A 26,184-nucleotide genomic window follows, 5' to 3' on the forward strand; every position below is an offset into this window, starting at 1 on the left:
GGTATGTTTCGTTTGTTCCCAATGTTGTGTCTGCTGCTCACCAGTCATAGTGCCAACGCGGCGCAGGACGGTTCCCACATTCAGCCCGACAACTTTTATCCGCGAGTAAAACTGGAAACCACCATGGGTGATATTGTGGTCGAGCTTGATCGCACCCGTGCGCCCCGTTCAGCCAATAACTTTTTGCGCTATGTCGACAAACGTTCCTTTGAAGGGACCATTTTCCATCGCATCATTGAGGGTTTCGTGGTGCAGGGCGGCGGCTATGATGAAGAATTCCGTGAAAAACCCAAATTTCCGCCGATCATTAATGAGTCCGGCAATGGCTTGAAAAATGACATGTACACCATCGCCATGGCACGGGAGAACGATCCCCACACGGCGACACGGCAGTTTTTCTTTAATGTAAATGACAACGACAGCCTCAACCCAGGCAGGGATTGGGGCTATGCAGTGTTTGGTATGGTGGTCGAAGGCTACGATGTGGTCGATGCAATGGCCCAGGTTGAAACCTTCTATAAAGCCACCATCGGCTGGGCCGACGTGCCCCGTGAACCGATCATACTGACCAAAGCAACGGTATTACCCCCCTTTTCACCGACGACTGAGCAAAGTGCTACCAACGACGGCGATACACAACCGTAGGGCCATCGAATTCGTCACACTGACAATCATCACAGTGTGACATGCCCAACCGTTGCAATACTTTGATAGACGCCCCGTTGTGAGGGGCCGCCAGTCCGAGTATTTCAGCGGTACCAAAACGGGCGACTGCTTCGTCAATCACCGCCTGGGCTGCCTCAAAGGCATAGCCCTTACCGCGGTATTCAGGCAAAAAGGCAAAGCCAATGTCCGGGCTATCGAGGTTAGGGCGCTGCAGCAAACCACACAAACCGACCGGCACGCTGTCATGTCGCTGTACCACACACTTCAGCCCCAACGGCGGCTGCCGATAGTGTGTCAGCGGTCCTTTTTGAAGATAGTCACGGGCCGTTTCCTCATCGCGAACCCCCCGATCACCAATGTTTCGGATCCAGTCGGGATCCCGCTGCAATGCATGAATAAATGCGGCGTCATCCAGGGTCAGGTGACGAAGCAATAGACGCGAGGTTTCCAGGATTGTGTGGGTATTCAACACGACGACCTTCTAACGATTGGGTTTCAGTAGCGCATCAATCACCTGCCAATGGGGCTGAGTATTGCGCGCGCGACGAGGGTAAATGGGCTCATGCCGATCCCAATGCCAATGTACATCCTGCCAATGGGTGGTGTCGATAAAAGCCTGGGCAAAATCATGTCCACCGACTTCCAGACAACCGGTCAGGCAGGTATCCACGTAACTCTGCGACACCGGATAATCAGGGTTGGCAGGCTGTCTCGCCCGGGTATGGCAAATCCATATCCGGCTGTCACGCAACGTTACAGGCAATGGGTCTTGCGGCTGGGCACTGCTCACCTGGGCAGGATCAACCTGCTCAAAGGTGTAATCCTGTTCACGCTTGCGAAAATCGGCACTGAAGCCGTCTACTGGCAGCAGCACGGCATTGAGTGTGGCATGGGCAACCGGCCAGGCTCCGACGTAGGTTTGCAGCTCGGTCATTGAGCGGGTCACCCAGCCCCGTTGCCACCCCTTTACGTTAACCGCCACGGCGTGGTCAGATAACGCCGAGTAGTGGGTTCGGCTGTCGTGGCTGAGCAGACTGCCATAGCCCAGTAAAAAATCAGACATATCGGGTTTTCCTCAGGTACGTACGGACGATACCACAGCACGTGCCATTTGCACCCGGTCCTTACCCTTTTGCTTAGCCTGATAAAGGGCTTTATCAGCCCGTTCGATCAACGCAATTAAGCTCTCCCCCTCAAATTGCGCATGCCCGACACTGACGGTCAGCGTGGGTAGCCCGGCTACCATAGGAATTTTACTCACCTGCTGGCGCATTCGCTCGGCCACCTGCAGGGCATGCCGTTTGTCGGTTTCGATCAGGATCACGATAAATTCATCCCCGCCCAGGCGACCGACAAAATCAACATCCCGTACGTGCTGCTGCAAACAATGGGCAATACTTTTCAGTACTTCATCGCCCTGCACATGCCCAAGCGAATCGTTAATGTGTTTAAAGTTGTCAACATCCAGCATCAGGATCGACAATGCATGACCAAACCGTTCGCTGCGGGCTATTTCCTGTTCAAGGGTGCGATCAAGCGCCCGGCGGTTCAGCAGGCCGGTGAGGTGATCCTGATTTGACAACCGCTGCAACTGCCGGTTTTCCGAATGGAGTTTTTGCTGCAGTTCGAACTGCGTGATCCGCGAACACTCAGTCATGTTGGCAACCATGATACACGCCAGTGCGGCCGTGAAGCTGATGGCAATCTCCGGCGATAACCACGGCACGCCCAGCAACAGCACCAATGCAACGGCCAACGCACCCCAACTGAACAAAACCAGGCCAACCACCAGCAGATACTGACCCTGCAGCAATACACTGATCAACATCATCATGACCGGATAGGTCGTAACCCCCTGCTGATTACCGGCCGAAAGCACCGACAATGCCACCGCAATCAGTGCCATAAAGACCGGAAATGCTTGTTCAACGAACACCGCCAATGGCCCCATGGCGGGATACTGTTTGACATAACGGAGGGTCAGCAAAATAACTGCGGGATAGCCGATACCAAAGGTATACAGAAGGGTATAGGGCATCATCTGTGCACTGAGCACGTCAACACCCAGACGAGCGTGGTGCAGTAAATGCAGACCGAAGACGATACAGGCAAGCAGGGCAAAGCGCTCCACACAACGCATGTTGTGTTCATTACAGGCGCGTCGATAAACATCCCGCAACGGGGTTGTTGGCCTTGGAAAAAGAGTCATTCGCTTCACGCTGAACATTGCTTCCGTTTTGCAACCACAGTAGACCGCCACGACGGTGACGGATTGAGCAGCGCTTCCAGCGGAAGTTGCTCTTCCAACGCTAAGTGTAGGTCGCCTTACGGCATTCGTCAGGCATTGTGGTACGAAAAACTTAAAACCTCTTTAATTTCGCGAGCGCCGCAGGCCAGCATCACCAGTCGATCGACCCCCAATGCAACACCCGCACAATCCGGCAATCCACTGCGAAGGGCATCCAACAAATAGTGATCCAAGGGCACTTGCGGCAGACCCAGGCGCTGGCGCTGCTGGTTATCCTGCTCAAAACGCGCCTGTTGCTCATCGGCATCCGCCAATTCATGAAACCCATTCGCCAATTCCATGCCCTTGTAATAAAGTTCAAATCGTCTCGCCGTGCGTGGGTCTTGCTCATCAATGCGCGCCAGGGCCGCCTGGCTGGCAGGAAAGTGAGTCACAAAGCACGGTGCCTGCTGACCAATGCGCGGCTCCACTTCCATGCAAAACAGCAACTGTAGCAGCGTGTCTTTATCGGTCTCGTTCTCGGCGACATCACCGTGACCTCTCTGCATGGCTACATCCCGCAATGCCTCGATGTCCGCACAGAGTGGATCCACACCAACATGATCGACAAACACCTGTTGGTAGGTAAAAATTTCGGCGCCCGGGCAAGCCAGCACGTGCTGCATTAATGCGTCAACTTCGCTGATCAACTGTCGATGGTCAAACCCCGGCCGGTACCATTCCAGCAAGGTAAACTCGGGGTTATGATGCCGCCCGGCTTCCTCGTTTCGGTACGCTCTGAACAACTGGAAAATAGGGCCACTGCCGGCACACAACAGACGTTTCATGGCATATTCCGGCGATGTTTGCAGGAACAACTGTTGTCCCTGCTGCTTGCCGGGCATGTGTAAGTGTGTGGTAAAGGCCTGCAGGTGCACGTCGGTCACCCCCGCAGCACACAAACTGGGCGTCTCAACCTCAAGGACACCACGGGCAGCAAAAAACGCCCGAATACGCTGCATTACCTCTGCCCGGGCCTGCAAACGGGTCAGTGTTGCACTGGGTTGCCAATCACTCATGCTGTCCTCCAAGGCACAAAAAAAGCCCACCAGGTGAGCTTCTTTAACGGTCTGTCGATGTGACTATTTCTGTGCCCGTGACACATACTCACCGCTACGGGTATCGACCTTGATCACTTCGCCGGTTTGCACGAACAGCGGAACGCGCACAACAGCACCGGTTGCCAGGGTTGCTGGCTTACCACCGGTACCGGCGGTGTCACCCTTGAGGCCAGGATCCGTCTCAGTGATTTCCAGCTCAACGAAGTTGGGCGGTGTTACAGCGATAGGAGAACCGTTCCACAACGTCAGTGTGCAGGTGTCATTTTCCACCAGCCATTTGACCGCGTCGCCTACGGCTTTTTCATCAGCAGCGATTTGTTCGAAGGTTTCATTGTTCATGAAATGGAAGAACTCGCCATCGTTGTAAAGATAGGCCAACTCGGTATCCAACACGTCGGCACCTTCCACAGAATCCCCTGATTTAAAGGTTTTCTCCAACACTTTGTTGGAAATCAGCTTGCGGATTTTGACCCGGTTGAACGCCTGACCTTTGCCCGGCTTTACATATTCGTTCTCAAGAATGTTGCAAGGTTCGCCATCGAGCATTATTTTAAGGCCCGCTTTGAACTCGTTTGTGCTGTAATTAGCCATATTTCCTCTAATCCAATTTACTGTTGAGCACTCAGTTGGCGCAAATAATACCTAAAAATCCCATTGCTGTAGAGAATAACTGGCAAAAAGAACTGGCGATGGCCTTTACCGACCCGGATCGCTTGTTGTCACATTTGCAATTGGACCCTCAAGCCTACCGCGAACACAGTAAAGCCCGGCGTTTATTTCCGATGCGCGTACCCCGTCCATTCGTCGCCCGAATGAGCAAGGGCAATCCCGACGATCCGCTGCTGCGACAGGTGTTGCCGCTGTCCGATGAATTTGTCGCAGCCCCCGGTTTTGGTCACGATCCACTGCAAGAACAAAACAGCCCGCAAAAAGGCCTACTACACAAATACCACAGCCGCGTTTTGTTGTTGGTACGTGGCGGTTGTGCGGTCAATTGTCGCTATTGCTTTCGTCGCCATTTCCCGTATGCCGACAACAAAGTCAACAAGCAAGGATGGCTTGAGGTATTGGACTACATCCGTGCTGACCACGGGATCAATGAAGTGATTTACTCCGGTGGCGATCCGCTGATGGCCAATGATGAGCAGCTGGCCTGGCTCACCGAACAATTACAGGACATTCCTCATCTCACCCGATTGCGCATTCACACACGCCTGCCGGTGGTCATTCCAAGCCGCATTACGCCCTCGCTGATTGACTGGTTTGCACGCCAACGGCTGAAGCCGGTCATGGTATTGCACATCAATCACAGTAACGAAATCGATAAGGCCTTACGCGAGCGTCTCGCCCAACTGCGGGATGCGGGGGTAACCTTGCTGAACCAGGCGGTTTTACTGCGGGGTATCAATGACAGCGCAGACGCCCAGGTTGCGTTGAGTGAGGCGTTGTTTGCAGCCGGCGTATTACCCTATTACCTGCATATGCTGGATAAGGTTGACGGTGCCAGCCATTTTGATGTGCAGGAGGACGATGCCAGAAACATCATGGCAGAGGTGATAAAGCGCCAGCCAGGTTTCCTGGTGCCGAAACTCGTGAGAGAAATCGGCGGCCAGCCTGGCAAAACGCTGTTGGACTTACATCTTCAACCGTAATCAGGCGTAGGTATCGATCGTCGAACCTACTGCCGGATTTGCGGATGAAGTTTTTGGTACGTCAGCGGCTGATTCCAGCAGCTGAAGCGTGGCCTGACCTTCCTGCTCCTGACGAGATTTCGCCAGTTGCAAGGCTTTCAGTTCCAACGCACCGGACGTTCCAGAGGTGTTTGCACCTTGAAGTTCCATACCAATTTCCTCTATTGCTTGTGGCAATGCTTAAAAACAGGCAGAATTGCCCGCCTTCGGTCCTGTATCGGCCACACTTAACCAGACTTTAGCGTTTTTTTTGATTTTTTTTACAAGGCTTTTTCATGCAAGGCATTCTCGACAAATTGGCAGAAAATCTTCAGCACATTTACCGCCAGGCAATTGATGCCGATGATGCGCTGGCCAAACTGGCCCAACAGGGACACGGCAAGTTTCAGAATGTGTTCGCCGCAGACGCCGGTTTTAGCGTAGCCAGCAAACGCTTTATGCCCTATGTAGAAGAAGTTGCAAAGCAGGTAGCTGAGTTGTCAGACGCGGATGATAAAGTCCTTAAAGCGGCATTGCCAGCGCTGGTGAAAAAAATCGAACTACTGCACGTCACCCTGGCAAACTTCAAATCGTCGTTGAAAGCAAAGCCCTGATCCTGCCAGCACCACAGGTTGAATTTTCACCAATTTGTCGCATACTTAAAGTGAGTAATTGGGTGAGATTAAACGATGGAAATTGGTGGCATTACTGCATTTCCCACCGTGACGGTGAACACGGGCACTGCCCGTCAGGCCGAGCCGTCTGACAGCAGCCCGAATGCGTTTGGCATTGGTCGTGCCAACCAGCCTGAAGTGCAATTGTCCCCCCAAGCCCGGATTCTGCAACAAAACGAGCAAAACGACAGCGCCCGACGTGAAGCCCTCGGCCAGGACCGCAGTCAGCAAGATTCTCAACCAAGTCAGGACGTGGCCGGTAACGATTACGTGCGGGTATCCAGTAGCGTAGGTTCTGCCCAGCGCAACAATCTCACCACCGAACAAGCCACTGAGGTGTATCGCTCGATACAAGATTTACTCTGAGGGATCAGCGGATTGTCGTTGGCGGAGTTGCTGAAACAACGGGACCCTGTTAACACGCTGTTCAATCTGCGCTACCTGCTGTCGATACGCCTGACTGTCAATATTACCGTAAGTCATCTGAAACTGTCGTTTGTCGAGTCCTTCCGGCAGCCCCTCAATACCGGGAAAATAATCAGCCGAGCTTTCCACACTGGCAAGATGCCGCTGAATGTCCTGAGCAACCGTCGGCTGCGCCAGCCAACGGGCGAGAGAAATACCGGCCATATCGGCTGCCAGATCAACAAAACTGTAGCCACTGCCGCCATTGGCCCGATCCATCAGTTCCTTGAATTCACCAATCGCACTGCTTACGCCCTGTTGGGCGAGGATCTGTAATGCCGCGGAGATCAGAAAATGCTGGGTCAAATCGGTTCTTCCATGCAAGGTAGGCCGACGCTTGGGCAACAACACCTGATCCGGTGGCTGTACTGCGCCAATCAGATTGGCCACCCGATGGTGGCCCGCATACACGGCCAATGCCAGAATCGCTGCCTGGTTTTCTTCCATGCTGCGACACACGTCTGCGGCTTCGCATTCGCGGCGCACCCGCTCAAACAACGGCTGTAAAAAGGTGTTTAAATCACTGGCGCTGGACAAGCTGGCAGCAGGTAAGCCATGCAAAAAGCGCAGGTAGGTCGCCACACGCTGGCGTTGAAACTCATTTTCTTCACCGGCAATCCCGGTACGGATCGTGTTGAGCTGTTGCAGCAACGCATCCACAGGCTGCAGCGTCAGGACCATCTGCTCAGGTAAAAACCGGACCTGGCTGATTTTACTCACAAACTGGCTGGCAATGTCACTTTGGGTGTGCCAATCCGCCAACCATACCAGCAGCTCAAGCACCGTATTGGCAGGCAATGGAAGTCTGCCCACAGACACGGCGTCCAGTTGCACACCATCGCTGTCTTTGGCGGCGATATGAACATTCAGATAACGGGGTGATGCCCCTTTCCAGACCTGCCAGGTAAACGCCACATGACCGCGCTGTTCGCGCAATGAAACGTTGCCGCCCAGATGTGGACGTGCACGTTGCACAAGACCCATTAAGCTGTTCAATTGGGCTTCGTAAAGGGACACGTGCTGAGTTTGATTGCGCCGTACACTGCTGAGCTGCAGTTGCTGCATCAGCGCTTTGACCGTGTCCGCGTCTTCCAGTTGCTGGGCGGAGTTCGCCTGCACTGCCGGCTCGGTTTCCAACACCCACCAGAACAACGCGCAGGCGGCGCCAACAAAGACAAGCAAAGCAACCACAAATCCACGCAACACTGCAAACACCGGTATCCTATCCGACCGTCAGAAGATGGAAAGGATGCTAGCATGAATCTGCCCATCCCTGTAGCGTCAAACACCTTTTCCTGACTCAGATGTGCATCCCTAGCCACGGTTGTTCAAGGTTGTGTTGCTCCAGGTGGGACTTGATGGACGCCAGATCGCAGGGCGCCTTGGCACATTCGGCCAACAACGCGTCGGAGGATTTGCCCAGTGCATTGGCCAACGCCCATACATGCATCACCCGATTGCCCGAACGGCAATAGCTGTGTACACGATGGTTACACCCATTCAAGGTGGTTCTGAGCATATTGACCGCATCCTCTGCATACATACCGGGTACAATGGGCAAGTACACATAAGCCATATTCGCCTGCTGGGCAGCTGCTGCGATGGCATCACTGCGCAAATGGGGCTCCACTTCTTCATCCGGGCGCATATTGACCAGCTCGGTGACCCCCTGTTGCGCCAGTATTGCCACATCGTCAGGGGTGATTTGATCCGACACCGAAAACCGATCATTGATAAGACTGACTTGCATACCCTTCTCCTAACCCAACCATTGCCCAACGAGCATGCCACTACCGAGCAGCAACAACGTCACGGCAAACACCTTTTTCAACACCGGGGCCGGTACTTTATTGGCAATAGCTTGTCCGATGACAGCTCCCAGCACCCCCAACAAAACCACCTTGAGGATTAGCCCAAAGTCCACTGCTAAACCAAGCCCCAGCAGGACATGGTAATGCTTAGCAAATCCGACAAACGACTGCAGGGCAATCACCACCAAAGACGTTGCCGTTGCATGTAACATGCTGAGACCCGCCAGCCCCACCAGCGCCGGTACAATCAGAAAGCCGCCCCCGATCCCGACCAGGCCGGCCAGTATTCCGACCCCCAGCCCCCCCAACAGCATGGCAAGCCAGTGTGGCTCAGCTGAGGTATTTTGTTGTACTTTCAGTGGCCTGAACATAAACCCGGCAGCGATCAACATCACTAGCGCAAAGATCATCAACTGCACCTGACCACTCAACCACTGGGACAACCAGGCCCCCAGCAAGGTAGCCAGCATACTGGGTATTCCAAATCCCAGTACCATTGACCACACAACCCGCCCCTGGCGGGCCGGTGCTATGCTGCTCAGGGCGGCGATGATACCGACAATTAACAGCGCCTGTGCAATCGCCAGTTTGCCGCCCTGATCAAACCCGTAAACCAGCAGTGGCACCGTAACGATCGACCCTCCGGCACCGAGAATACCCAGCAACAGACCAATGATCAGCGCCCCTAACCAACCCAGCATCGCCGTCATCAGACGTCCAGACCACTCAGCGGTAACTTAAGGTAACGCACACCGTTGGACTCCGCCGGTGGCAGCTGTCCGGCCCGGATATTAACCTGTAGTGCCGGTAGTAATAACCGGGGCGCACCAAGGGTGGCATCACGGCTTTCCCGCTGTTGAATGAAATCCGTTGCAGAAACACCGTCGTGGACATGGATATTGCTACGCTTCTGCTCCATGACCGTGGTTTCCCAGGCGTAATCCTCTCGCCCTTCAGGCAGGTAATCATGGCCGACAAACATGCGCGTCGACGGCGGCAATGCGAGCAGCTTTGAAATTGAACGGTGCAGCGTTTTGGCGCTGCCATCGGGGAAATCGGTACGGGCAGTGCCATAGTCCGGCATGAACAGGGTATCGCCGACAAACACCGCATCTTCAATGTGGTAGGACACACAGGCAGGGGTGTGTCCGGGCGTGTGCAATACGGTGATATCAACGTGGCCCACGGTGATCACTTCACCATCGGCCAATAAGTGATCAAATTGTGAGCCATCACAAGGAAAGTCATCCGGCAAATTAAACCGCCCCTTGAAGGTACTCTGAACCCGGCGGATGTGTTCACCGATACCAATACTGCCACCCCGACGCTGGCGTAAAAGGTGGGCTGCACTTAAGTGATCGGCATGCACATGGGTTTCCAGGATCCATTCGAGGTTCAAGCCCTCCCGGTCAAGAAAGGCGATAACACGATTGATCTGGGTATCAGAAATCACCCCAGATGCAGGGTCGTAGTCCAGCACCGGGTCGATCACCGCAGCAAGTCCACTGGCAACATCCGCGACCACGTAAGTCACCGTGTGCGTCACGGGGTCAAAAAAGCTTTGTATACGTATTTTACTCATCTCGTACCTCCGAAAATCGAACCCCGTTCACCTGACACCGGCTCACAATGCGCGAGCTCCATAGCACACGACATTCAAACCGATTATTCAACCGGAGTAAACGTCAGCGTAAAAGCGCCGCGTAGCTCACCGGGCTGAAACCCGGTTGCCTGATCCAGCGGGTAGTGACGTGCAATGGCCTGCTGCACCTCTGGCGCGATTGAGCGTCCGTGACATTGCATACACAGCTGACCTGTCGGGATCCCCTTCATCATGCGAAAACGGCCGTCAATCAATGTTGCCTGACGCCATTGTTGCGGTGATTGTTGCAAAAAGTCCTGTAACACACGGTTTTCCCAGGCATCCGGCGCATTGTCAGGATTGCGGGTTTTGTGGCTGGTACGGCCAATCAGCCAGCCGTCGGTTGACAGCTGTCGGGCAATGACGGGCGCCCGTTGATGACACACATCCACCGCCGCAGCGAGCCCACCTTTGCCGATGGCCCCAAGCAGCTCACTTTTAAGCTGTGCAGAAAACTGCGCAATACGCTGCTCGCCCCCGGCAATTAATGCCTCCGGCGGCGCTTGCGCCATGGTGCGGCTGGCCAATAGCGCAACCATCAATAGTACTGTCCATTTCATTTGTCGGACTCCAGTCGTTCGATACCCAATGCCTTGAGGACATATTTTTCGTACACCGGCTCGCTGGTACCGGTTTTCATCTTACGCATAAAGTACTTCTCAAACGCTATTTTCGCCAGGTGCACCCATTTGCCTTTTTTAAACCAGGTCACATTGCGCGGTGGGATCTGCGGCATGGCCACAAACGCAGCACCCGTGTCTCCCATGTCTGCTAGGCAGATAGCATGCCAGGTGCCTTTGGCATGGGGTTGTTTGTCTTCCAGCAGTATCGCCTTCAGATTGTGCGCAATCGCGGTCATCATGGTCTCAATCATGTAGCCGGTTTTAGGCGTTCCGGTCGGTACCGGTGTCGCTTCTACCGGTGGCAATGCCACACACACGCCGCCGGAGAAAATAGTCGGGTATGTTGGTGAACGCTGGAATTCATCAGTGATCACAAATCCCTTGGGATTGCACAACCCCTCCACATTGGCCACCGCCTCAACACCCGAGAAAGGGGGGATCAGCATGCTGTGATGGAAGGGCTGCGTGTGCTCAAACGCCACGTCGCCCTTGCGATCCAGCTCACTGATGTGCATGGTTTGTGGCTCCACCCGGTCAACCCGCGCATTGCAAATCCATTTGATGTCCCGTTGCCGCAACTCTGATTCCAGCAGTGATTTCGAGTCTCCCACACCACCCAGCCCCAGGTGGCCGATGTAGGGTTCACTGGTGACAAAATGCATCGGTACTTTGTGACGGATTTTGGCGTCCCGAAGCGCCTTATCAAGGATAAACGCATATTCATAAGCGGGCCCGAAGCAGCTGGCCCCCTGAAAGGCGCCCACCACCACCGGCCCGGGTTTCTCAATCAGACGTTGCACATCCTCATAGCATTGCACGGCATGATCCAGGGTACACACCGACTGTGTATGTCCTTTGGGACCCGCGCCTTCGATCGCTTCAAAAGCGAGTTTAGGCCCGGTCGCGATAACCAGGAAATCATAGTCCAGCACCTCGCCACTGTCGGTATGCAGTTGTTGCTTGTCAGCGTCAATCCTATCGACACGGGCACACACAAATCCAATCCCTTTTTTGGACAGGTACTTCTCGATCGGTATGCAAATCGCTTCTGGCTCTCGCCATCCCACAGCGACCCAAGGGTTAGAAGGTACAAAGCGGAATTCAGGGCGTTCATTGACCATGACGACGTCATGGGCTTTGCCCAACGCTTCTTTGATTTCATAGGCGGCAGGCATGCCCCCCGTTCCCGCACCCAGCACGATGATCTTGGCCATGTTCAGTTCTCCGTTGTGCGCCTTGCCGGCGCGAGTCATGTAAACAGACTGTTAACAAGACCCGTGCCATGTCCCACCAATTTTTTATCTTATTGTTTTAATTAGCTTTAATGCTGTTATGACTAATTTGGCATTGCATCACCGCAGAACCTATGCCATTTTTGACAGTACATTTTTGACACCGGCGCCAATTTTGTCAGACACTGTCAATACCTCTGTGATCCAATCGATGATCGATGCCATCGATAAACCGGCCATTTACATCACTCCGGATTACGTTATCCAGGCCGTCAATGCCGCCTATGCTGAGACCTATCAGACGCGGGTGAAAATCGGCAGCAGCAAGTGTCACCAGGTCTCCCACAAGCAGGAACAACCCTGTGATCAACACGGTGAGGATTGTCCCCTTCAACAATGTCGCGTAAGTGGACGCGCCACAAGCGTGGTGCATATTCACACGCTGCCTGGGGGCAAGCAGTACTGCGACATATTGATGAAACCCGTGCGCGACGCATCGGGCATGACAGTGGGCTTTCTCGAAATCCTGGAAAACATCGACTACGCATCCGCCGACCCTGACAAGGACAAAATGATTGGCCAGTCCCCGGCCTTTCGCAGCCTGCTCAACCAAATCAACCGCGCCGCCCGTTCAGACATCGCCGTTTTGCTGCAGGGCGAAACCGGCACCGGAAAAGAACTGGTGGCACAAGCCCTGCACGACTCCAGTCATCGGCAGGAAAAGCCGTTTGTGGTGATCGAATGCACCGGATTGAATGAGAGCCTGTTTGAGTCTGAGCTGTTTGGCTATGAAAAAGGCGCTTTTACTGGCGCCACCGCGCCCAAAAAAGGCTTGGTCGAGGTGGCCAATGGCGGCACTATTTTCTTCGATGAAATCGGCGACGTACCGCTCAACATGCAGGTTAAATTGTTGCGTTTGCTGGAAACCCAGTGTTTCCGGGCAGTCGGAGGCCTGAAGCAGAAAAAAGCCGACTTTCGCCTGATCTGTGCGACGCACAAGGATCTGCTGGCATTGGTTGAGCGCGGAGAGTTTCGAAAAGACCTGTACTACCGTATCGCCGGTTTTCCAATCCATCTGCCGTCTTTGCATGAACGCACCGAGGACATTGACCAATTAGCCGACCATTTCCTCCATTACAGCAACCAGCCCAACCGCCGTTTCAGCGCCAACGCATTAGCAACGCTGCGCCAGTATCCATTTCCGGGTAACATTCGCGAGTTAAAAAGCGCGGTAGAGCAAGCCGCCCTGCTGGCCGACGAAGATATCATCAACGTCACGGACCTGCCCCCCCGAATTCAGAACTGGCAAGCAACCTCAGCCACTCAACAACCCACAACACTGATGCCGCTGGATGCAGTCGAAAGGGATTATTTGCGCCGCGTTGTTGCCCAGCATGAAGGAACTGCGGAAACACTGGCCAGTGCACTGGGGATCAGTCAGCGTACCCTGTATCGCAAACTGCAGCGCTACGGCATCCGCCTGAAGCATGCTTAATGCTCGGTGCTGATGGTCTGGGGTGAAGGCGCGTAAAAACCTTTGATCAGCTGTTGTTCGAGGGTTTCCAGCGTGCCATCACGCCGACATTGGGCCAATCCAGCGTTAAAGGCAACTTTCAGTGACTCACCGTCAGGGTGCTTGCGGGAAAAAAGCACATGCCCTTGCTGCACGCCCAATACGGGCTGCATCACCTCAATCAACTGGCGCTGCTCCGGCGCAAATCGTGAGTGCAGAATATGCCATAGCATCAATTCATCAACCGGGAACACGTCAATTCGATCGAGTAACAACATTTCAATGTTTTGCGCGTCGGTATTGACCACGGAAACATGATTTTGATGCTGGCGGGCAAATGCCTGCCAGTCCGGTGTATAGGAATATCCACGGGTCATGCCAATTCGCACATCACTGAAACTGTCCAGTCCGGACCAGGTCGAGGGTATGGGGTTGCGGCGGCGCTTCACAAGCACCAGTGTTTCTTCGTGCATCGGGTCGCTGTAGTAAAAGTCTTTGGCCCGCTCGTCAGTGTAAAACCAGTACGCCGATGCCGGGTACTCGCCATCACGGGCCAAATCATAAGCCCTGACCCAATTCACAAACAGGAATTTAACGCCAATGCCCTGTGTGCCGAAAGCACACCGCACCACGTCGGCAACAAACCCCTGGTGCGGATGTTCTTCGCTCATGTAAGGCGGATATTCGGATGTAGTGATGGTGATTCCGTCAGCTGTCGCAGCTGGGTGAAAGCTTCCCAACAGCAGGAGCGTACAAACATAACTGAAGGTTTTTAACATCGCAGCGAGATCATTTAGGCGCATGGTTAAAGTATGGGCCATACCGATAAAGTTGCCACATTGTGTCTGAAGTAGCCCGCCATGAGCGGGTAAACTTTATTACCTTCAAGGTTGTGTTATATTGGCAGCCAGTCTGTGGTGAATGGCCTTTCGCAATCTGCGTATACCCATTGCAACTGAAGGTGTGTGGAAATGATAAGGAATGTGATTTTACTCTCCGCGCTTGTTCTGACCTCAACAAGCGCTTCGGCGGACTCATTTCGCTGCAACAATAAGGTGGTAGTTGACGGCGAGTCGACCGGAGAGGTGCTGGCAAAATGCGGGACACCCAAGATGCAGGAAACCGTGGGGTATGTGAAGATTGATGATGCATACGTTAACGTGGTTAAACTCTACTATGACAAAGGCAAAGGCAAATTGCTGCATATCCTCGAGTTCCACAACGGAAAACTATTCAGCATTACAACGGGTGCCCGTCAGTAATGGATAACGGGGCCGCTGGCGGCCCCCGTCCTGGCACTCATTGCGACTTAATACCTTTCCCAACGTATGACACCGGTGGCGTCATAGATTGTCGCATTCTGGCTTCTGCCATAATTGTTGATCAAGACCTCTTTGCCCGCTTTATTATCGATGTTTTGAGCACCGTTAACAAAATATGCCCCACTGATCCCATAATTTCGCCACCGGTAGTCACGCAGATCAAACAGGGTAAAATAGCCAGAGCTCACCACCCCCAATTCAACACCGGGATCGCCATCGGTGTCGTAATTGCCATTGATGGACCATGAATTCCAGCTCAGATAAAAGTCTGTTGTATCTTGATCAATATCCTCAATGAACACCAGGTGGTGGGACTTTACGATGCCGATTTCGTTACCACTACGACCATTGGCATCGTAGTGACCATTGATCGCCCAATTGCTACCGAGGTAGTAACTTCTTTTGCGATCATCGGCGGCATCGACTATTTCCAGGTACGGTGCATTGACGACGACGATTTCGACACCCGCCTCACCGTCGGTATCATAGACCCCATTGATTGCCACGTTGCCGGAAAAATTGTAATACCGGGTTCTGCTGGCGCAGGGCATGGTGATTGAAATCCGATCACCATTGACGGTTGCGGTGTCAGTACAGCCATCACCGTTAAAATCACCGCTCAAGTTGTAGCTGTAAGCCTGGGGCGATGCTTTGCGACTGTTTTTCCCCTTTAGTCCGTTACTCCCCAGTGATTCAGTCACCGCAATGTTAAGGTTGGCCCGCTCAATCGAATAGTCGCCGTCATCGGTAGCACCCATTGACTGATTGATAGAACGCAGAGTGGTATTTGAGCCGTGTGGGCTGATTTTCTGTGTGCCTTGCTGGAAAACACCATCAGCGGTCTGAATGACATACTCCCCTGTCTCTTTAACATACCGCGCGCTTTCAACTGGCTCCTTCGCGAAAACAAACGTCGATGCCAGTAGACCAATCAACAATGCAGAAATCTGCTGCGGATATACCTTTCTCGTCGGTGCTGCACTATTTACATTCTTCATTCCATTTTCCTTTGCTTGTAAATAATTAAATGGGTAAATATCTTTACCCTTCACTATTCAAGCATGGATGGAGGCAACCAACAAGTCAGTACACATGTTGCAATAAAATCAAAAGCTAACTCGCCACTGAATGGGAGCAATTCACCCATACACAGTGAATGTATGAAAAATTAAGCTGATACGGACGAAGACCTGACCCATCAGAATACTCTCAGCATGGTTCAGCCTGGAGGAGCGTCCAATTGATATTAGCCCCCTTACTAAAATCAGCCTTGTTGAATGGATTTGGCTTCAGCCCCAGCGTCACACAGTGTGTAGTAACGTCTTTGCTCACTCGGCAGTTGCGCAATGGTCAGGAAAATCGAGATATTAAAGCCGCGCTGCTCACTCACCGGACTCCTGACATCGACCCTGCCCTGATATTTTTGCATGACCACGTTGTAAATAATGCTTAGTCCTAATCCGGTACATTGCTTGCTGCGGGCCGTGGTGTAAAACGGTTCAAAAATATGCTCCAGTGCCTCTGCATCTATCCCCATACCGTCGTCCTGAAACGATAACACCAATTGATCTGCCTCTACACGGGCTGATATATCAACCTGACCACCTTTCCCCTCAACCATGCCATGCTGCAGTGCATTGGTCACCGCGTGCCGAGCGATGTTCATGAACTCCAGAGAAGATCCTTTGATCATCAGTCCTTCAGGTATATCAATGGATAACGTCACATTGTTTCGATCCAATGCATCCTGTAGTGAGTAAACGGCAGAGTGAATCGCCTCCGCCAAAGAAAAAACCTGCTCCTCACCCGCCTGCTTGTTAACCGCCAATAACTTAAAGTCATGGATCAAGTTAGACAGGCGTTTAAGATTTTTGTCCACCAATCCCCCGGACTCTTCGGTATAGCGCAGATATTCTTTAAGACACGACTTTGAAAGCAAACCATCCGTATATTTCTTTTCAATTTCCGCCGTCGATGAAAGCAAACAGCTGTTTGCCGTTATCGCCACCCCCAACGGGGTGTTTATCTCATGCGCCACACCAAATACGATCTGTCCCAGAGACGCCATCTTTTCCTTCTCGACAATGTACGCGAGCATGCTTTGCTTGGCCTGTTGACTTTGTTTTAATTCAACGTCTTTCTGTGCAACGACCTTGGCCTTTCGTTGCAGCTTGACCAATGACAAGTTGAGTAGCACGGTAATCGTTAACGCCGCGATCAATGTCCCACTGGCTAACCACCATGCATTATTTTTTGACTGTTGATAAAACTGCCGATCCATTCTCACAACAACAGCCCCGATCACCTTGCCGCTGAAGTCTTCCAGTCTGTCAGCATATAACCGGTAGTGAACCTCCTCCTGCTCAGTAAGCCACTGAACAGGTTCGACGATGGCATGCGCCAGCGCTTGCTCATCGATTGATGCTCCTTCCCATGTGCTGATGTAGGGTTGCAATTGCCCGTCCCGGAGCAGATACAGTGCCACGTCTGCTCCTCTTCGTTGTCTGAAACCCTCAAGGAAGGTTTCATCAACCGCAAAGCCGATCTCCACTGAGCCGACATTCTGCTTGCTAACGGGGTCAGTGAGCGGCTCAACCCCGCGTATTCCGACACCGTATACGCCTTTTTCGAGACCCACTACAGGTTGATTGGTGTTTTGAGACTGGACAACCGTAAACCGAAAATCAGCCAGTGAATCACCATACTCATCAGGGGAGTGTAAACGCAAAAAGGAATCTGCGTCGGGGGCATGAAACTGAAACTGTCTGACATTGAATCGTTGATTCAGCATCGTCCATGTATCGGATAATTCGCGCCGCAGATAAGCACGATCACCACGGATAACCGCATCGATGTACAAAGGCATGCTTGAGATTGTGGCCGCAACCGTCAACGCACTGTCACCTTTGTTCTGGATCTCAGCAACAAACCCCTGATAAAGATCCGACACCTTGCGGCTCTCGGCTTCCTGTAGAAACCCCAGGGATTGCTTCAACAACAAACCAACACAGATGGTCAAAAACAAGAAAAAGGCTAAGCTGTAAAGTGCCTTTGGACTGACTTGCATACCTTTTCCTGTTCACACGTTCTAAATTTTAAAACTACCAACGATTTTATTGAGTTGATAACTGAGTTCCTGAACCTTCTTCGTGCCGCTCTGCGCCTTCATGACATCGTCCAATGACAGCGTCGCCAGTTCATCAATCTTGCTGGTGTTGCGATTAATTTCATCCGACACATAGGTTTGCTCTTCCACCGCCGTCGCGATCTGGTAGTTCAGATCCCTGATCTCCACCGCGGATTGCTTCACGGTCTGCAGCGCTTCAGCCGTCTCCTTAGTAAGGGCGACACCGCTGCTGGCCTGCTCACGACTTTGTTTGATGGTACTCACCGCTTCCGAAACCCGGTTTTGCAAACTACTGATCATGGTATCAATTTCTTCAGTTGAGGATTGCGTCCTGCTAGCCAGAGTTCTGACCTCATCTGCCACCACGGCAAAGCCGCGTCCCTGCTCACCGGCCCGGGCGGCTTCAATGGCCGCATTCAGCGCCAGTAAGTTGGTTTGCTCAGCGATACCACGAATGACATCAAGTACGCTACCGATGTTGGTGCTCTCATCACTGACCTTGGAGATCACGTCATTGGCTTGTGAAATTCGCGCGTCTAATTGTTGGATCTGGTCGCTGGCTCTATCCAGCAATTCGACACTGCCACCTGATTCCTGCTCAACTCTGTCCGCCGCTTTGGCGGCGTCAGAACCACTTTTAGAGACCTCGTGAATCGTTGTGGTCATCTCCGTGATGGCGGTCGCAACAGAGCCGATCTCTTCACGCTGCTTGGCAGTGTGATCGGTAATACTGACCATCATTTGATTCACTTCCTGCACGGCTTCATCGAGGACCTTGGTCGAGCCGCTGACGTCAAAGATGGACCCTCGAACCTTCTCGGCAAAATCGTTGAATGCCTCAGCCAATCGGCTGAACTCGTTGTTACCAACCACCGGCAATCGTTTAGTAAGATCCCCTTCGCCCTTTGAAATGTCTTTCATGGCATCGACGGCACGGTTCAACGGCGTGGTAATCAGCACCGAAAGGAAGTAAGCAATCGCAACGCCAACGGCCACGATCAATACGCTGATAATGGCAATATTGCGTTTTGCAGCGCTGATTTGCGCTTCATAATCCCGCCGGTCCATTGCCAGGGTTACCGTTCCGATAACCTCTCCGGCGTAATCTGTCAGGACGGACGCAAATAAAGCAAAGCTCTGCTCCCCCTGATCCAGATCAAACACCACAGGGCTGGAGCGCGCGGCCAGGATCTGGTCAGTTGAGAGATCAATAACCTCTTTGTCAGTATTGGCCAGCAACCTTACCTTGCCGTTCTCGATGGCGTGCATACTGATATCAATGTCGTATTTGCTTTTTATCATCTCCAGGAACGCCTCATTCAAGGACAGGCCAAACTCGACACTGCCGAGATGGCTCCCCTGATAGGAAACAGGCACGACGCCACGAATACCAAAGCCGGCAACCCCTTTCTCAATGCCAGACACCGGGTTACGCCGCCGATTGACATCAACAACGGTGCTGCGGAACTCGGACAGGTCATCGCCAAACTTTTCGGTCCTGTGTAAGCGCAGGAATGACGTTGCAGGCGGCAAATGAAACTGGGCCTGCTTAACCCCGTAATCCCGGGCCGCCAGAAGGTAAAAGGGTTCAGTTAATTGTTGCAGCGTTGCTCTGTCCTGGTCTTGAAATGCCTGTTGAACGGGCGGGGAGCTGGCGAAGGTTTGTGACAACGCGGTGGCCAATTTTCCCTGAGATTCAATCTCAGACAAAACCGCCTTGTATAAGTTGGACAATTCTCTCAACTCCGCCTGCCGCGACATGCTCACCAATGTTGTGACGGACGAGATGGCAAACACCGTTGCAATCAGCACCACCAGCACGGTAAATACACCGATCAAGGTTTGCTTCATTCCAAGGCGTTGAAATAGTGCGGTAATTCCCATAGTCGTGTATCCCTGCGTTCACCATTACTAGGTATAGCAGAGAGTGAGATGCTTCGGAGACTATCAGGGCTAGGAATAGACAAAAGTCTGAGAAAAAGACGCAGGCCTGATCACAATAGCGGTTTGGTTGTGTCGCTGTGCAAACAGGCCATCGGTGACGACCCACCCCCGAACGACCTGAGTGATAACCGGATAAACAGCCAGCCCTTCGCTGGCACTGGGTGTTGTGCCTCTAAAGCTGAGAAACTAACTATACAACCGCCATATTGCCCTTGGCTTCCAGCCAGGCTTTGCGATCGCCGGCGCGTTTCTTGGCCAGCAGCATGTCCATCAGCTCCAGCATGCCTTCGGCATCATCGATGGTCAGCTGGACCAGACGTCGCGTGTTGGGATCCATGGTGGTTTCACGCAATTGCAGCGGGTTCATTTCACCCAGACCTTTAAAGCGCTGAACGTTGACTTTGCCACGCTTATTCTCGGCTTCGATACGATCCAGGATGCCCTGCTTTTCACCTTCATCGAGGGCGTAGTAAACCTCTTTGCCCACGTCGATGCGGAACAACGGCGGCATCGCCACATAAACATGGCCCTGATCAACCAGGGTTCTGAAGTGTTGTACAAACAACGCGCACAGCAAGGTCGCGATATGCAGACCGTCGGAGTCGGCATCGGCCAGAATACAGATTTTACCGTAACGCAGGCCGCTTAAATCATCGCTGTCCGGATCAATGCCCAGCGCCACCGAGATGTCATGAATTTCCTGCGAAGCCAGTACCTGAGAAGAGTCCACCTCCCAGGAGTTAAGGATCTTACCCCGTAGCGGCATGATGGCCTGAAACTCCCGGTCCCGGGCCTGCTTTGCAGAGCCACCGGCCGAATCCCCTTCGACCAGAAACAGTTCGGAGCGGGTGATGTCCTGACTGGAGCAATCGGTCAGTTTGCCAGGCAGGGCCGGCCCCTGAGTCACCTTCTTACGCGCCACTTTCTTATTCTGACGCATGCGGCGCTGGGCATTGTTGATGCACATTTCAGCCAGCAATTCGGCCACATCAGTGTGCTGATTCAACCACAAGCTGAAAGCATCCTTGACCACACCGGAGACAAACGCGGCCGCCTGGCGGGATGACAAACGCTCTTTGGTTTGGCCAGCAAACTGGGGGTCCTGCATTTTGGTCGACAGGATATAACAACACCGGTCCCAGATATCTTCCGGGGTCAGCTTGACGCCACGGGGCAGCAAATTACGGAACTCACAGAATTCACGCATTGATTCCAACAGGCCCTGGCGCAAACCATTGACGTGAGTTCCGCCCTGGGCGGTGGGGATCAGGTTGACGTAACTTTCGTTGACCATGTCGCCCCCTTCCGGTAGCCACATGACCGCCCAATCCGCCGCTTCATGATTACCGGAAAACGTGCCGACAAACGGGCTGTCTTCTGGAATACAGGTAAACTGCTGCACAGATTGGTACAGGTAGTCTCTCAGACCGTCTTCGAAATACCATTCATCACTTTGCTTGTTGACCTTATCGTCAAATCGGATCCGCAAACCGGGGCACAAAACGGCTTTGGCGCGCAGAACATGACGCAATTTGCTGACCGAAAACTTGGCTGAATCGAAATACACCGCATCTGGCCAGAAGTGCACCGATGTGCCGGTATTGCGTTTGCCGCAACTGTCGACGACCGTCAGTTCTTCGACCTTGTCACCGTTTTCAAACGCCATCCTATACACATTGCTGTCCCGACGAATGGTCACTTCCACCCGTTTTGACAGCGCGTTGACCACCGAGATACCGACACCGTGCAAACCACCGGAGAACTGGTAGTTTTTGTTCGAGAACTTGCCTCCGGCGTGCAGCTTGCTCATGATCAGTTCGACACCGGAGATCCCCTCCTCGGGGTGGATGTCCACCGGCATGCCTCGCCCGTCATCGATCACTTCCAGCGATTGATCTTCATGCAGAATCACTTTGATGTTGGTGGCATGCCCGGCCAGTGCTTCGTCCACACTGTTGTCAATGACTTCCTGACTTAAATGGTTAGGGCGTGTGGTGTCTGTGTACATGCCTGGGCGGCGTTTCACCGGTTCCAGACCGTTTAAGACTTCAATGGCATCGGCTGTGTATTGATTGGACATATTATTGTTTTCGTTGGTCACAAAAGAGGGCGGCAGATCACCACCGGAATGCATTGATGTTATCAACTAACCTACCCCCCCGCAATGTACTTGCAACGGGGTCTTCTGCTCACCTTCAGGGACTGATCAGAAAGTCCAGGATCGGGGTGAGAAAACGCTCATAACCGACAAAGCTGTGATCACCATCAGGCTCTATGGTGAGTTTGGCGCCCTGGTATTTGGCTTCGGCCTGACGATAATCCAGGGTCTCATCACCTTGTTGCAATAACACCCAGTAGTCACCCCCGTGCTGCAGTGTTGGTGTGTCCAGCGCCAGCAATTCATCCAGGTGTTGATTGGTGAGTGTGAATCGCTGACCGGTGTACGGATTTTCATGGTCACCCAGATAATCCTTGAGCAGGGCATAGGGCTTAACCGCAGGGTTGATCAGGACCCCTTTGCCGCCATACTTTTCCACAAAGTGGGTACTCAGAAAGCCGCCCATAGAGCTGCCGATAAAGCGCAGTCGTTTACCGCGGTGCTTTTTCACCACGTCTTCAACCTGCTGTGCAGCCTCGCCAGGGTAATTGGACAATTGCGGCACCTCTATGTTGAGGTGAGGGAAATACTGATCAATGAAGGCGACAGTTTGTTGTGCCTTGACCGATTGGGGTGAGCTTAAAAAGCCGTGTAGGTAAATCAGCTGATAGTCCATCTCATACCATCACTACGCGTTTCACTGTTGTGGTCCATTGACCGTCCGAGCCCAAGTGTATCATACGGTAGCCCGGACGCTCATCACTGACGGCAAATTCCGCCCCGTTGGCCCACTGCCAGCACGTTGAGGGACAGCCCAATATCGCCGTCGACGCCAGGGTTTGCTCCGTTGCCATGTGGGTATGGCCATGCAGCACAAATTTAACCTGCGGGTGGGCAGCCAGCCAGGTGGCAAAGGCCTCCCGGTTGACCCAGGCATGGCGGTCCATCCAACCGTTCACCGCCACCGGGTGATGATGCACGGCAACGGCATGATGCCGTTCAGGGTGCCCGGCGATCCGCGCGGACAAACGGTCTAATGCGTCCGGCGTCACCTGTCCCAGGGTGCCACGATAGTGACTGCTCAGCCCATGCAACATCCAATGGCTGCCAATCGGTATCCCTTGGTCCACCATGCTCTGAACAGACGATGTCGCCATCAGCGCGTCCGGCTCATCATGGTTGCCGGGAATGGCATGCAGCGGTAAGCCAATATCCGCCTGCTGCCACAGCTGACTCAGGTGTTGATAACCGGTGGTATCATGTTCGCCCAGTACATCGCCGGTCAGCACAATGGCGTCTGCCGGTTGCCTGGCGATATCCGCCAATACTGCAGCAAGACTGTGATAGGGATTGCATTGCGCGTAGCCGCTGCGTTCAACATCGGCAAACAGGTGACAATCACTGAACTGGATCAGCGTACACGGGTTTTGCATCAACGATCAGGCCTGAGTCAGTGTGCGGGTCGCATTGTTTTGACAAAACACCAACCACTCGGCCAGAAAGCGGTTAACCATTTCTTTCTCGTTACGCTGATGCATGCGCTGGTTGGGGTAGGCATAGCTGGCTTTGAGGGCACCGATATGCTGGGATTTCAATACTTCAGCCATTTGCGCATCATGGTACATGCGTACCTGCATGACCGGATTCAGATAGCCCGGATTACCCTGGGTTATCTGACGGCATTCCAGAGTACTGGTATAGCGGCTGCTGTCGAGAATTCGGATCTGGTAGTACAAACGGTCATTGACACTGAAGCGGTAACATAAATCTTCGGAGTCACAATCGGGTAACAGGCGCAACAAACGGGCATAGTTCACCTCGCACACCGCCAACAACGTTGGCAAATGCGGTACATACTTGGTTTGTAGCCGTTGCTTATTGACCCCAGTCATCCAGCACCTTTTGTTTATTCAACAAGAACCATTGTACTGCAATCAGGGTGGCAGCGTTATCAATTTTACCGCCATCCAGCCAATCGCGAATTTCCGGTTCAGGGATAACATGCACCAGAATGTCTTCACCTTCGTGGTCCAGACCATGCACGCCACCCGCCTGGCTCGCATCCACACAACCGACAAATACGTGCAAACGCTCTGTGGTGCCACCAGGGCTGGACAAATAGGTCAGTGCAGGTGTGAGGTGTTGCAATGTCAGGCCAGTCTCCTCGACTGTTTCACGATAGCAAACCTCGCGAGCATCCTCGCCCGGTTCAATAATACCGGCCACCACTTCCAACAACCACGGACAGTCAGAGGTGGCCATTGCGCCGATACGAAACTGCTCGATCATCACAAAGGCTTCCTCGCGGGGATCGTACAACAGCACCGCCACAGCATGGCCGCGCTCAAACACCTCGCGACTCAGGATTGGTGTCCAGCCACCTTCAAACAGGCGGTGCTGAAACTGGTACCTGACCATCTTAAAGAAGCCCTTGAAAAGGGGGGTCTTCGTCTCAACTTTTACATCGTCAGTGGAAAATCGAAATGGACGTTTCAACGGGAATATCCTCAGTCTTGTCGTAATTGCCTTTTTCTTGCACATATTCTGTTACACTTGAGAGCCTTGTGTTACGTCTGATCAGTTTTGTTTAGCAATTGATTTCCTTAGACTTTGCAAGGGAAAAGAAATTACACTGAACATAAAGCATACTGAAATTGCAACCTTAACAGGAAAACCCATGAAAAAATCGATTCTGTCTCTGCTTGTAGGTTTTAGCGTGGCCTCACAAGCGCTCGCAGACGATCTATACCAGGTCTATCAACAGGCTCTGGCCAAGGATCCTACCATTAACCGTGCCAAAGCAGAGCGCGATGCTGCCTTTGAAGGCATCGGTATCTCACGGGCGAATTTGTTGCCACAAATCTCAGGCTCCGTCAGCTACTCTGACAGCAGCCGTGAATCCCTTGATCCCGTTGTGACTGAAAACGATGATGGTAGCTCTACGTTAGAAGGCTTCAATGTGATCAAAACCGATACCACCGGCGTCGGCCTTGGTCTGCAACTGGACTTGTCCATCTATGATCACAGCAACTGGATCAATCTGGGGCGTGCCGAGAAGGTAGCCCAGCAGAGCGATACCCAATATGCCGTGTCCAAACAAGACCTGATTGTGCGTACCACCACAGCGTACCTGAATGTGTTGCGGGCATTGGACTCTCTGGAGTTTGTTCAGGCCGAAAAACGCGCCATTGAGCGTCAGCTGGAACAAACTAAGCAGCGTTTTGAAGTGGGTTTGACCGCCATCACCGATGTGCATGAAGCCCAGGCTAACTACGACAACACCCTGGCGCAGGAAATCCGTGCCCAGAATACTGTCGAACTGCGCCGCGAAGAACTGCGTGAGATCACCGGTAAATACCATGACGGACTGTCGGTACTGAACACCGAACGATTCGAAGCTACCCGACCTACCCCTGCCGATGTGGACAGCTGGTTAGGTTTGGCTGAGGAACGTAACCTTGACCTGATGGCCCAGCGCCTGGGTGTCGAAATTGCCAAAGATGACATCGAATCCAGCCGTGCCGGACACTACCCGACACTGGGTTTACGTGCTACCGCTTCTCGCGATGACGACGAAGCCAATGGTGTTTCTTTGCCAAAAACCGATGCTCACTCGATTAGCCTGACACTCAACGTGCCCATTTATTCCGGCGGCGCTACCAGTGCCCGTACCGACCAAGCCCGTTACAACTACGTGGCTGCCAGTGAAAACATGGAACTGACTTACCGTACCACCGTGCGTTCGGTACGCAGCTCCTACAATGATGTCACGGCTGCCATCTCGACCATCCGGGCATTGCAACAAGCGGTTGTGTCAGCGGAAAGTGCACTGAAAGCTACCGAGGCAGGTTTTGATGTTGGTACCCGTACCATCGTTGACGTATTGAACAGTACCCGTAACCTGTTTGACGCCCGTCGCAACCTGGCCGGTGCCCGCTACGACTTTATCTCGTCGATCCTGGCGCTGAAGCGAGCAGCAGGTACCCTGACCGAAGAAGACCTGGTTGCCATCAACAGCGGTTTGAAGAAAGCCTCTTAACGGGTCTTGA

At 53.0% G+C, this 26,184-nt stretch carries 28 protein-coding genes; 7 read left to right on the forward strand and 21 right to left on the reverse strand.

Annotated elements, in window-relative coordinates; translation table 11 throughout:
* Positions 1–3: 3 nt before the first annotated feature.
* Positions 4–645 carry a peptidylprolyl isomerase gene (locus tag LJ739_RS16735; RefSeq protein ID WP_407646796.1) on the forward strand — a complete coding sequence of 214 codons (642 nt, stop codon included), beginning with the start codon at positions 4–6 and terminating at the stop codon, positions 643–645.
* Here the strand turns inward: LJ739_RS16735 and LJ739_RS16740 are convergent.
* The 5 genes from LJ739_RS16740 to efp form a co-directional block, all read right to left on the reverse strand.
* Complete coding sequence (locus tag LJ739_RS16740) at positions 617–1,135, reverse strand: GNAT family N-acetyltransferase (protein ID WP_229162325.1); 519 nt, start codon at positions 1,133–1,135, stop codon at positions 617–619. The two genes, LJ739_RS16735 and LJ739_RS16740, sit on opposite strands and share 29 nt — an antisense overlap.
* 12 nt (positions 1,136–1,147) lie before the next feature.
* Positions 1,148–1,729, reverse strand: a complete 582-nt coding sequence (locus LJ739_RS16745; protein ID WP_229162327.1) for a hypothetical protein — start codon at positions 1,727–1,729, stop codon at positions 1,148–1,150.
* A gap of 12 nt (positions 1,730–1,741) precedes the next feature.
* Positions 1,742–2,806 carry a GGDEF domain-containing protein gene (locus LJ739_RS16750; RefSeq protein ID WP_229162329.1) on the reverse strand — a complete coding sequence of 355 codons (1,065 nt, stop codon included), beginning with the start codon at positions 2,804–2,806 and terminating at the stop codon, positions 1,742–1,744.
* Positions 2,807–3,003: 197 nt separating this feature from the next.
* Complete coding sequence (gene epmA, locus LJ739_RS16755; RefSeq protein ID WP_229162331.1) at positions 3,004–3,972, reverse strand: elongation factor P--(R)-beta-lysine ligase; 969 nt, start codon at positions 3,970–3,972, stop codon at positions 3,004–3,006.
* Positions 3,973–4,035: 63 nt separating this feature from the next.
* A complete protein-coding gene (gene efp, locus LJ739_RS16760; RefSeq protein WP_229162333.1) occupies positions 4,036–4,605 on the reverse strand; it encodes an elongation factor P in 570 nt (189 codons plus the stop codon).
* Positions 4,606–4,640: 35 nt separating this feature from the next.
* Here efp and epmB point away from each other — a divergent pair, with 35 nt between their 5' ends.
* A complete protein-coding gene (epmB, locus tag LJ739_RS16765) occupies positions 4,641–5,666 on the forward strand; it encodes an EF-P beta-lysylation protein EpmB (RefSeq protein ID WP_229162335.1) in 1,026 nt (341 codons plus the stop codon).
* Here epmB and LJ739_RS16770 read toward each other — a convergent pair whose 3' ends face one another.
* On the reverse strand, positions 5,667–5,855 hold the full coding sequence (locus LJ739_RS16770) for a hypothetical protein (RefSeq protein ID WP_229162337.1): 189 nt from the start codon (positions 5,853–5,855) through the stop codon (positions 5,667–5,669). It lies immediately after the preceding gene.
* A 125-nt stretch (positions 5,856–5,980) separates the two neighbouring features.
* Between LJ739_RS16770 and LJ739_RS16775 the strand changes: the two genes are divergently transcribed.
* Together LJ739_RS16775 and LJ739_RS16780 are read left to right on the forward strand one after the other, a co-directional pair.
* The gene (locus LJ739_RS16775) at positions 5,981–6,298 is read left to right on the forward strand and encodes a hypothetical protein (protein WP_229162338.1); all 318 of its coding nucleotides are present in this window, start codon (positions 5,981–5,983) and stop codon (positions 6,296–6,298) included.
* A 75-nt stretch (positions 6,299–6,373) separates the two neighbouring features.
* Positions 6,374–6,724, forward strand: a complete 351-nt coding sequence (locus LJ739_RS16780; RefSeq protein ID WP_229162340.1) for a hypothetical protein — start codon at positions 6,374–6,376, stop codon at positions 6,722–6,724.
* Here the strand turns inward: LJ739_RS16780 and LJ739_RS16785 are convergent.
* The 6 genes from LJ739_RS16785 to LJ739_RS16810 form a co-directional block, all read right to left on the reverse strand.
* Positions 6,716–8,038 carry a hypothetical protein gene (locus LJ739_RS16785; protein ID WP_229162342.1) on the reverse strand — a complete coding sequence of 441 codons (1,323 nt, stop codon included), beginning with the start codon at positions 8,036–8,038 and terminating at the stop codon, positions 6,716–6,718. The genes LJ739_RS16780 and LJ739_RS16785 overlap by 9 nt on opposite strands.
* Positions 8,039–8,123: 85 nt before the next feature.
* Positions 8,124–8,573 (reverse strand): TIGR01244 family sulfur transferase, encoded by a 450-nt coding sequence (locus tag LJ739_RS16790; RefSeq protein WP_229162344.1) that lies wholly within the window; start codon positions 8,571–8,573, stop codon positions 8,124–8,126.
* Between the two features lie 9 nt (positions 8,574–8,582).
* Positions 8,583–9,344, reverse strand: coding sequence for a sulfite exporter TauE/SafE family protein (locus tag LJ739_RS16795; protein ID WP_229162346.1), 762 nt, complete (start codon positions 9,342–9,344; stop codon positions 8,583–8,585).
* A complete protein-coding gene (locus tag LJ739_RS16800) occupies positions 9,344–10,216 on the reverse strand; it encodes an MBL fold metallo-hydrolase (protein ID WP_229162347.1) in 873 nt (290 codons plus the stop codon). The genes LJ739_RS16795 and LJ739_RS16800 overlap by 1 nt, the downstream gene beginning before the upstream one ends.
* A gap of 83 nt (positions 10,217–10,299) precedes the next feature.
* Positions 10,300–10,836, reverse strand: a complete 537-nt coding sequence (locus LJ739_RS16805) for a Tll0287-like domain-containing protein (RefSeq protein WP_229162348.1) — start codon at positions 10,834–10,836, stop codon at positions 10,300–10,302.
* Positions 10,833–12,113 (reverse strand): NAD(P)/FAD-dependent oxidoreductase, encoded by a 1,281-nt coding sequence (locus tag LJ739_RS16810; RefSeq protein WP_229162349.1) that lies wholly within the window; start codon positions 12,111–12,113, stop codon positions 10,833–10,835. Before LJ739_RS16810 ends, LJ739_RS16805 begins: the two co-directional genes overlap by 4 nt.
* A gap of 229 nt (positions 12,114–12,342) precedes the next feature.
* Here LJ739_RS16810 and LJ739_RS16815 point away from each other — a divergent pair, with 229 nt between their 5' ends.
* Positions 12,343–13,626: a sigma-54 interaction domain-containing protein gene (locus tag LJ739_RS16815; protein WP_229162489.1), complete on the forward strand. Its 1,284-nt coding sequence runs from the start codon at positions 12,343–12,345 to the stop codon at positions 13,624–13,626.
* Here the strand turns inward: LJ739_RS16815 and LJ739_RS16820 are convergent.
* A complete protein-coding gene (locus LJ739_RS16820; protein WP_324254913.1) occupies positions 13,623–14,465 on the reverse strand; it encodes a substrate-binding periplasmic protein in 843 nt (280 codons plus the stop codon). The two genes, LJ739_RS16815 and LJ739_RS16820, sit on opposite strands and share 4 nt — an antisense overlap.
* A gap of 150 nt (positions 14,466–14,615) precedes the next feature.
* On the opposite strand from LJ739_RS16820, the gene LJ739_RS16825 reads away from it, so the two are divergent.
* On the forward strand, positions 14,616–14,906 hold the full coding sequence (locus tag LJ739_RS16825; protein ID WP_267494434.1) for a DUF2845 domain-containing protein: 291 nt from the start codon (positions 14,616–14,618) through the stop codon (positions 14,904–14,906).
* 47 nt (positions 14,907–14,953) lie between these two features.
* On the opposite strand, the gene LJ739_RS16830 is transcribed toward LJ739_RS16825, so the two are convergent.
* The 8 genes from LJ739_RS16830 to nudF all read right to left on the reverse strand — a co-directional run bounded on the left by LJ739_RS16830 (position 14,954) and on the right by nudF (position 24,676).
* Positions 14,954–15,964, reverse strand: a complete 1,011-nt coding sequence (locus LJ739_RS16830) for a hypothetical protein (protein WP_229162354.1) — start codon at positions 15,962–15,964, stop codon at positions 14,954–14,956.
* Positions 15,965–16,230: 266 nt separating this feature from the next.
* Complete coding sequence (locus LJ739_RS16835) at positions 16,231–18,033, reverse strand: cache domain-containing protein (protein ID WP_229162356.1); 1,803 nt, start codon at positions 18,031–18,033, stop codon at positions 16,231–16,233.
* A gap of 21 nt (positions 18,034–18,054) precedes the next feature.
* Positions 18,055–19,977, reverse strand: coding sequence for a methyl-accepting chemotaxis protein (locus LJ739_RS16840; protein WP_229162357.1), 1,923 nt, complete (start codon positions 19,975–19,977; stop codon positions 18,055–18,057).
* Between the two features lie 250 nt (positions 19,978–20,227).
* Positions 20,228–22,117: a DNA topoisomerase IV subunit B gene (gene parE, locus LJ739_RS16845; protein WP_229162490.1), complete on the reverse strand. Its 1,890-nt coding sequence runs from the start codon at positions 22,115–22,117 to the stop codon at positions 20,228–20,230.
* Between the two features lie 115 nt (positions 22,118–22,232).
* Complete coding sequence (locus LJ739_RS16850) at positions 22,233–22,811, reverse strand: YqiA/YcfP family alpha/beta fold hydrolase (RefSeq protein WP_229162358.1); 579 nt, start codon at positions 22,809–22,811, stop codon at positions 22,233–22,235.
* 1 nt (position 22,812) lies between these two features.
* Positions 22,813–23,568: a metallophosphoesterase family protein gene (locus LJ739_RS16855; protein ID WP_229162359.1), complete on the reverse strand. Its 756-nt coding sequence runs from the start codon at positions 23,566–23,568 to the stop codon at positions 22,813–22,815.
* 6 nt (positions 23,569–23,574) lie between these two features.
* Complete coding sequence (locus LJ739_RS16860; protein WP_229162360.1) at positions 23,575–24,027, reverse strand: DUF1249 domain-containing protein; 453 nt, start codon at positions 24,025–24,027, stop codon at positions 23,575–23,577.
* Positions 24,011–24,676 (reverse strand): ADP-ribose diphosphatase, encoded by a 666-nt coding sequence (gene nudF, locus LJ739_RS16865; protein ID WP_407646798.1) that lies wholly within the window; start codon positions 24,674–24,676, stop codon positions 24,011–24,013. The genes LJ739_RS16860 and nudF overlap by 17 nt, the downstream gene beginning before the upstream one ends.
* Before the next feature lie 136 nt (positions 24,677–24,812).
* Between nudF and tolC the strand changes: the two genes are divergently transcribed.
* Positions 24,813–26,174 carry an outer membrane channel protein TolC gene (gene tolC, locus LJ739_RS16870; protein ID WP_229162362.1) on the forward strand — a complete coding sequence of 454 codons (1,362 nt, stop codon included), beginning with the start codon at positions 24,813–24,815 and terminating at the stop codon, positions 26,172–26,174.
* The last annotated feature ends 10 nt before the right edge of the window (positions 26,175–26,184 follow it).

This window comes from Fluctibacter halophilus (assembly GCF_020687825.1).
Lineage (GTDB): Bacteria > Pseudomonadota > Gammaproteobacteria > Enterobacterales > Alteromonadaceae > Fluctibacter > Fluctibacter halophilus.

Bases quoted from the DNA above. Each gene is read 5' to 3' on its own strand.
- LJ739_RS16815 (WP_229162489.1), top strand. From the start codon at position 12,343: ATGATCGATGCCATCGATAAACCGGCCATTTACATCACTCCGGATTAC.
- nudF (WP_407646798.1), bottom strand. From the start codon at position 24,676: ATGTGCAAGAAAAAGGCAATTACGACAAGACTGAGGATATTCCCGTTG.
- LJ739_RS16800 (WP_229162347.1), bottom strand. From the start codon at position 10,216: ATGAGTAAAATACGTATACAAAGCTTTTTTGACCCCGTGACGCACACG.
- LJ739_RS16790 (WP_229162344.1), bottom strand. From the start codon at position 8,573: ATGCAAGTCAGTCTTATCAATGATCGGTTTTCGGTGTCGGATCAAATC.
- efp (WP_229162333.1), bottom strand. From the start codon at position 4,605: ATGGCTAATTACAGCACAAACGAGTTCAAAGCGGGCCTTAAAATAATG.
- LJ739_RS16835 (WP_229162356.1), bottom strand. From the start codon at position 18,033: ATGCAAGTCAGTCCAAAGGCACTTTACAGCTTAGCCTTTTTCTTGTTT.
- LJ739_RS16795 (WP_229162346.1), bottom strand. From the start codon at position 9,344: ATGACGGCGATGCTGGGTTGGTTAGGGGCGCTGATCATTGGTCTGTTG.
- parE (WP_229162490.1), bottom strand. From the start codon at position 22,117: ATGTCCAATCAATACACAGCCGATGCCATTGAAGTCTTAAACGGTCTG.
- epmA (WP_229162331.1), bottom strand. From the start codon at position 3,972: ATGAGTGATTGGCAACCCAGTGCAACACTGACCCGTTTGCAGGCCCGG.
- LJ739_RS16735 (WP_407646796.1), top strand. From the start codon at position 4: ATGTTTCGTTTGTTCCCAATGTTGTGTCTGCTGCTCACCAGTCATAGT.
- LJ739_RS16820 (WP_324254913.1), bottom strand. From the start codon at position 14,465: ATGGCCCATACTTTAACCATGCGCCTAAATGATCTCGCTGCGATGTTA.
- LJ739_RS16850 (WP_229162358.1), bottom strand. From the start codon at position 22,811: ATGGACTATCAGCTGATTTACCTACACGGCTTTTTAAGCTCACCCCAA.
- LJ739_RS16780 (WP_229162340.1), top strand. From the start codon at position 6,374: ATGGAAATTGGTGGCATTACTGCATTTCCCACCGTGACGGTGAACACG.
- LJ739_RS16825 (WP_267494434.1), top strand. From the start codon at position 14,616: ATGATAAGGAATGTGATTTTACTCTCCGCGCTTGTTCTGACCTCAACA.
- LJ739_RS16860 (WP_229162360.1), bottom strand. From the start codon at position 24,027: ATGACTGGGGTCAATAAGCAACGGCTACAAACCAAGTATGTACCGCAT.
- tolC (WP_229162362.1), top strand. From the start codon at position 24,813: ATGAAAAAATCGATTCTGTCTCTGCTTGTAGGTTTTAGCGTGGCCTCA.
- LJ739_RS16855 (WP_229162359.1), bottom strand. From the start codon at position 23,568: ATGCAAAACCCGTGTACGCTGATCCAGTTCAGTGATTGTCACCTGTTT.
- LJ739_RS16750 (WP_229162329.1), bottom strand. From the start codon at position 2,806: ATGCGTTGTGTGGAGCGCTTTGCCCTGCTTGCCTGTATCGTCTTCGGT.
- LJ739_RS16775 (WP_229162338.1), top strand. From the start codon at position 5,981: ATGCAAGGCATTCTCGACAAATTGGCAGAAAATCTTCAGCACATTTAC.
- LJ739_RS16805 (WP_229162348.1), bottom strand. From the start codon at position 10,836: ATGAAATGGACAGTACTATTGATGGTTGCGCTATTGGCCAGCCGCACC.
- LJ739_RS16830 (WP_229162354.1), bottom strand. From the start codon at position 15,964: ATGAAGAATGTAAATAGTGCAGCACCGACGAGAAAGGTATATCCGCAG.
- LJ739_RS16810 (WP_229162349.1), bottom strand. From the start codon at position 12,113: ATGGCCAAGATCATCGTGCTGGGTGCGGGAACGGGGGGCATGCCTGCC.
- LJ739_RS16840 (WP_229162357.1), bottom strand. From the start codon at position 19,977: ATGGGAATTACCGCACTATTTCAACGCCTTGGAATGAAGCAAACCTTG.
- LJ739_RS16770 (WP_229162337.1), bottom strand. From the start codon at position 5,855: ATGGAACTTCAAGGTGCAAACACCTCTGGAACGTCCGGTGCGTTGGAA.
- LJ739_RS16745 (WP_229162327.1), bottom strand. From the start codon at position 1,729: ATGTCTGATTTTTTACTGGGCTATGGCAGTCTGCTCAGCCACGACAGC.